The organism is Anaerolineales bacterium, assembly GCA_022866145.1.
Lineage (GTDB): Bacteria > Chloroflexota > Anaerolineae > Anaerolineales > E44-bin32 > PFL42.
Genome location: JALHUE010000144.1, coordinates 1 through 4681 on the forward strand (window position 1 = coordinate 1; position 4681 = coordinate 4681).

A 4681-nucleotide genomic window follows, 5' to 3' on the forward strand; every position below is an offset into this window, starting at 1 on the left:
GCACGCGCGAAAGCAAGCAGCAGGTGCAAACCATGATGGACCTGCTGGCCTACGCCGATGGGACCAACGACCTGATCGCCATTGGCGATCGGATCGGCGCGCCAGCCTGGGAGTTGCACGCGCTGGCCGTCAAGCTGGGCAAAGCAGGCGTGCTCGAAGGGGTCCGGTAGATCAGCCGATTGGGAATCCTCGGATGGCGTCGGAGAAGCGGGTGAGTGGAGAGCCGCCGTCAGGCGCCGCACGCCAGCGCTGGACTTCATCCCGCTGGGCGCAGCTGACCCCGCAGGCCGTTCCGGTCCTGCTGGTAGTGTTATTCGCCCTGACGGTGCTGCTGTTCTTTCCGTTCCGCTTCGCCTTTGAACTGGACCCCGACGAGGGCATCCAGCTGATGAAGGCCTTCCTGCACGCGGCTGGGCACCCACTGTACAGCCAGGTGTATAGCGATCAGCCGCCGCTGTTCACGCTGCTGCTGAGCTCGTTGATCAAGGCCTTCGGTGCCAAGGTCCTGCCGGCCCGGCTGGCGGTGCTGTTCTTCTCCATAATCCTGCTGACGTCGGCCGCGGAGCATCTGAGGCAGATGTGGTCATGGAAGCATTCGGCTGCGGCCGTGGTTCTGCTTGTGCTGGTCCCCACCTACGCCCAGCTGAGCGTGTCGGTCATGGTGGGCTTGCCAGCGATCTCGCTGGCGATGCTGTCGGTGCTGTTCTTGACGCTCTGGCACAAGCGGCCACGGCCGTACTGGCTGGTTCTCTCTGCCCTGGCGTTGGCCGCCTCCGTCATGGTCAAACTGTTCACGGTTGTGCTTGTGCCGGCCCTTGTCGCGGGCTTGCTGGCGATTCCACGCCCGAACGGGGCGGAGGTCGGCGGCTGGCGAGGCGGGTCGCGAGGGAGGGCCGCTTCACTCTGGTCTGCCGTGTTCGTCGGCATGCTGGGGATCCTGGTCACCGGGTTGGTAGGCCTGCCGCAGATCGGGCAGCTTGTTGAGACCCACCTCGGAGTGCGAGGGATTGCCTATTTCGAGGCGGAGACGCTGCTGCGGCACACTCGCGACCTGTGGCCCGTCTTCCTGCTGGCACTGATTGGCACCGCCTTCAGCGTCCGCCGCAAGGCCTGGCCGACGTTGTACTTCGCGGCTTGGGTTGTGTTGGGCGGGGTGCTCTTGGCGGTTAGCACGCCTGTGTGGTACCACCAGCCGCTCTTGGTGGCCGCACCGGCCTGCGTGCTGGCAGGCGTGGCGGTGATCGAGCCGCTTCGGGGTGTTCCTTGGCGGGCTCGAGGTCGGTGGGGTGCCAAACTGCTGGCGTTGGGCGTGTGGGGCACGCTAGGGGTCTACCTTCTCTGGGCGGGGCCTCGCTTCATCGGCAAGCTTCGGGCGGACATGCCGAACCTTCAGGCCGGGGCCTCCCCGCAGACGCGGGAATTTGATCTGCTGACCTTGATCGAGTACTTCGACCCAGACGGCGGCTTCCTGATCACTGACCGGCCGATGTTCGCTTTTCGCAGCCGGAGGGAGATCCCCCCCGAGCTGGCCAATCTCTCCCAGAAGGTCCTGCGCAGCGGCGTCGTGTCTGAGCAGCGGATTATCGACCTGATCCGGACAAGTGAGAGTCCGCTCGTATTGCTGGCTCGCTTCGAGCTGCCCGAGGTGGAAGACTATCTGGGGTCGAGGTACGATCAGGTGTACGGGTACGTCGAACTGCGGCTGTTTGTCAAGCCCTAGGCCGCGATCCTGTTTGGGCGTCTGGGCGGCATCGGCCGATTGTCGGACTTAGGTGGGCAGATGGACAACACCGCAACTGCTTCGGCTTCCCGCCGAGGACGAAGGCTGGCTCTGGCTTCCGGGCCGGCGGCGGCGGTGATCTTCGTCCTGGTGGCGGTCTATGTCCTGGCAAGCCAGAACCACTTCGTCGGATTTGAGCCAGGCTACAACGAGCGGCAGCCCAAGCACCACGGCTGGGTCTCCTCCCACGCCCTGGCCATCATCAGCCACGCAACGTCGGAGAATGGCTTCGTCGGCTACGCCCTAGCGTACGCCGAACCGGACGGCACGATCCGGTACGACTACTTCGACCGTTACCCGGTGTTCTTCAGTGCGGGGATGCATGCCATCCTTTCGGTCAGCGACCGCCTTTCATCAAAGGCATACATCGCCAAGCAGGTCATGAACCTGATCTTCCTGGCGACGATGCTCACCGCTTACCTGATAGTCGACAAGTTGGTCCAGAGCAAGCCAGCGGCTTTGGCGGCCGCATTGCTGGCGATGAGCAGTGAGTACTTGCTCTTCTACAAGGACATGGTTCATTTTGACCAGCCCGCCCTGCTGGGCATGATGATCCTGATCTATACGATAGCCCTCTACCGGATCGACGGCCGCCGGCGCGCGCCTTACCTGGGCGCGGTGCTGGCGGTCTCGCTGGGGCGCGGCTATGCATCGTTCGCGGTGCTGCTAACCTGGCTCGTCACCGAATGGGTGATGACCCTCCGGCAACATGGGTTCTCGATGAGAGCCAGCCTGAGGGCATTGGCGATGCAGCCGGTGACCCGGGTGTGTGTGCTCTCGCTTGGCCTTGGGGCGCTGATGCTCTCATACAATATCGGGGTGGAATCGATTCGGACCGGGGTCGCGCCACTTCAGACCAGCATCATCCAGTCAGCCGAAAACCGGCTTGGTCTGGACCCCGCCTTCAATGATCGATACGAGAAGGTCGTTTCCTGGGGAGGCTTTCTTACAGACCAGATGGACCGGTTGGTGCGGTGGTCCGTCCCGCTCCGCAGACCGGGAGGAGAGACCCCCGGGAACGTGTTGCTCCTGGCGTCAGCGCTCGGGGTGATCGCGGTGCAGGGGGCCAGGTGGGACCCGGAGCGGAGGCTGCTCGTGGTGTTGCTCGCGGCCTCTGGCTTTGTTTGGATGATCGGGATGCGGAACATGAGCGGACCCCACGAGTACACGACCATGTACTACATCGGGTTACCGTTGGCGTTCTATGCTGCCCTCTTCTCCTTGCTCAAGATTCCGTCGAGGCCTGCTGTGGCCTGGGCCCTACTCCTCGGGGCGCTCGGATTCTTCTTCGTCGCCAACCAGCGAACCCAGGAGCTGCACCTTGAGCTGGAGCTTCGTTCCGACGGGCTTGTGCGGCTCTCCGACTACACCTGGGACATGATGCGCATCCGTGAGCAGCTGTCTGGGGAGGGATTGCATATCCACATGGTGCAGGGGATCCCGAACGCGCCCTATGCAATGGGTTTCTACCTGCAAGAACAATACTTGTCCTCCCTCGTGGATGCCGACTATGTGATCACCTGGGACTCGCACCTCCTCCCGGGGAACCTGACCCCCGAGAACGAGAGGCTGTTTCTGTTTCGCGGGCCGGCCTGGGGGCAGTGACCGCTGAAGGAGCTAGGAGCCGCCAAACATGGAGAGGATGCGGTACGTGGTCACCGCCCGGATGTCCAGGACGACCACGACCAGGAAGAGGGCGTACACCAGATTGAGGAGGCTGACCCTTCGGCCGAGACATTCGAAGTTGCGGTCGTGTAGCGCGAAGCGTATGCCGTAAGCCAGACTGAGCAGCAGCGGGGCAAGGAGAGCCAAGACCAGGCGATTCCCATCCACGATCTGGGCGAACCATGCGTACAGAACGGCGTAGGCGACGAAGTACACGATCAGGAAGATGGCCACTTGGGGGTACCTTCGGAAGCCGTCGCCCAGCCTCCTCCTATTCAGGCCCAAGGCGAGCAGCAAAGCGAGACTAAACAATACGATGTACTTGGCGTACCCATAGGAACCCACCGCTTCATCGATGGTCAGGGAGGCGCCGTGTAGCAGGCGACCCACCATGTCCCCAGGGGTGTGCTCTCGGATGTACTTCCCGTAGGAAGGGATTTGGCTTGCGGGCATATCCGGCCAGCCGCTACGGTCTCCCTGCGTCTTGGTCCCTCGTTCGACCTCTTCCCAGGTGTCATACCAGACATAGAACGTTGAGTTGACATTGTAGAAGGGCCTGCCAAACCTGTACCAGCTGTTCTTGATGTACGGGAACACCGTCAGAAGGAAGAACCCAACCACAAGCGCCAGGTTGACTGCGTGGGAAAAGGACTCGATGGGGACACCCCTGGTGCGTCTTGCGTCCCGGAGGGCGCGGCCCAGGCCCCAGCCGAAGGCGACCAGGAGGAAGAGCACCAATCCAGGCAGAACGGACGCTTTGGTCAGATGTGCCAGCCCCGCGAGGACACCGATGGCCACCGCCAGCCCTATCGATGGCCTGGTCAAGTATCTGAGCATCGACACAAACAGGAAGGCAACGAGCGTGTAGTACAGCAGCTCGGGTTGGACGTAGGCGGCCCTGAAGATGTAGAGGGCAAAGGCCGTGATGAGCAAGAGCGTGCTCGCCTCCAGGGGGGAGAACGATCGGAAGAAGAGAGCCCCGATCGCCGCAAGCAGCGCCAGGGACAGCCCCACACTGAAGTACTTGGCACGGACGAAGGCGACCTCGCGAAGTTCCGCCGGGTTCAAAGCGAACGAGAGCAAGAAGGAATATACCGGCATCCGATTACGGTTGCCGACATGCGAGTAATCCTCATTCAAGAGATCTTCTGCATAGCCGATGTATGCGTTTTGGTCTCGCTGCCCCGGATCGGTGTTGACTCGAATCAGATTCTGTTGGGCGCCTCGCCAATAGAC

Annotated in this window: 3 protein-coding genes; 2 read left to right on the plus strand and 1 reads right to left on the minus strand. The window is 62.4% G+C overall.

Going from position 1 to position 4681, the window contains the following annotated elements; genetic code table 11:
- Positions 1–193: 193 nt before the first annotated feature.
- Positions 194–1720: a glycosyltransferase family 39 protein gene (locus MUO23_04530; protein ID MCJ7512216.1), complete on the plus strand. Its 1527-nt coding sequence runs from the start codon at positions 194–196 to the stop codon at positions 1718–1720.
- A gap of 60 nt (positions 1721–1780) precedes the next feature.
- Positions 1781–3385: a hypothetical protein gene (locus MUO23_04535; protein MCJ7512217.1), complete on the plus strand. Its 1605-nt coding sequence runs from the start codon at positions 1781–1783 to the stop codon at positions 3383–3385.
- A 12-nt stretch (positions 3386–3397) separates the two neighbouring features.
- Here MUO23_04535 and MUO23_04540 read toward each other — a convergent pair.
- A partial coding sequence (locus tag MUO23_04540; protein MCJ7512218.1) for a hypothetical protein occupies positions 3398–4681 on the minus strand: 1284 nt, incomplete at its 5' end.

Bases quoted from the DNA above. Each gene is read 5' to 3' on its own strand.
- MUO23_04530 (MCJ7512216.1), top strand. From the start codon at position 194: ATGGCGTCGGAGAAGCGGGTGAGTGGAGAGCCGCCGTCAGGCGCCGCA.
- MUO23_04535 (MCJ7512217.1), top strand. From the start codon at position 1,781: ATGGACAACACCGCAACTGCTTCGGCTTCCCGCCGAGGACGAAGGCTG.